General features: G+C 47.6%; 1 protein-coding gene. It reads left to right on the forward strand.

The window, feature by feature from the left end:
- A partial coding sequence (locus RMT89_RS43430; RefSeq protein WP_315889268.1) for a hypothetical protein occupies positions 1-267 on the forward strand: 267 nt, incomplete at both ends.

A 267-nucleotide genomic window follows, 5' to 3' on the forward strand; every position in this document is an offset into this window, starting at 1 on the left:
CAACGATATTACCGGTGGTATTACCCCGGCGTCATTCGAGCCGAGCATCGACTACGTTGTGACCAAGGTGCCACGTTTTAACTTCGAGAAATTTGCCGGTGCCAACGATCGTTTAACCACGCAGATGAAGTCAGTAGGCGAGGTGATGGCCATTGGTCGTAACCAGCAAGAGTCTATGCAAAAAGCGTTACGCGGTTTAGAAATTGGCGTATCGGGTTTAGACCCTATCATCGATATCAAAGCGCCAGAAGCCAAAGAAAAAATTAT

Source organism: Streptomyces sp. P17 (assembly GCF_032436805.1).
Lineage (GTDB): Bacteria > Actinomycetota > Actinomycetes > Streptomycetales > Streptomycetaceae > Streptomyces.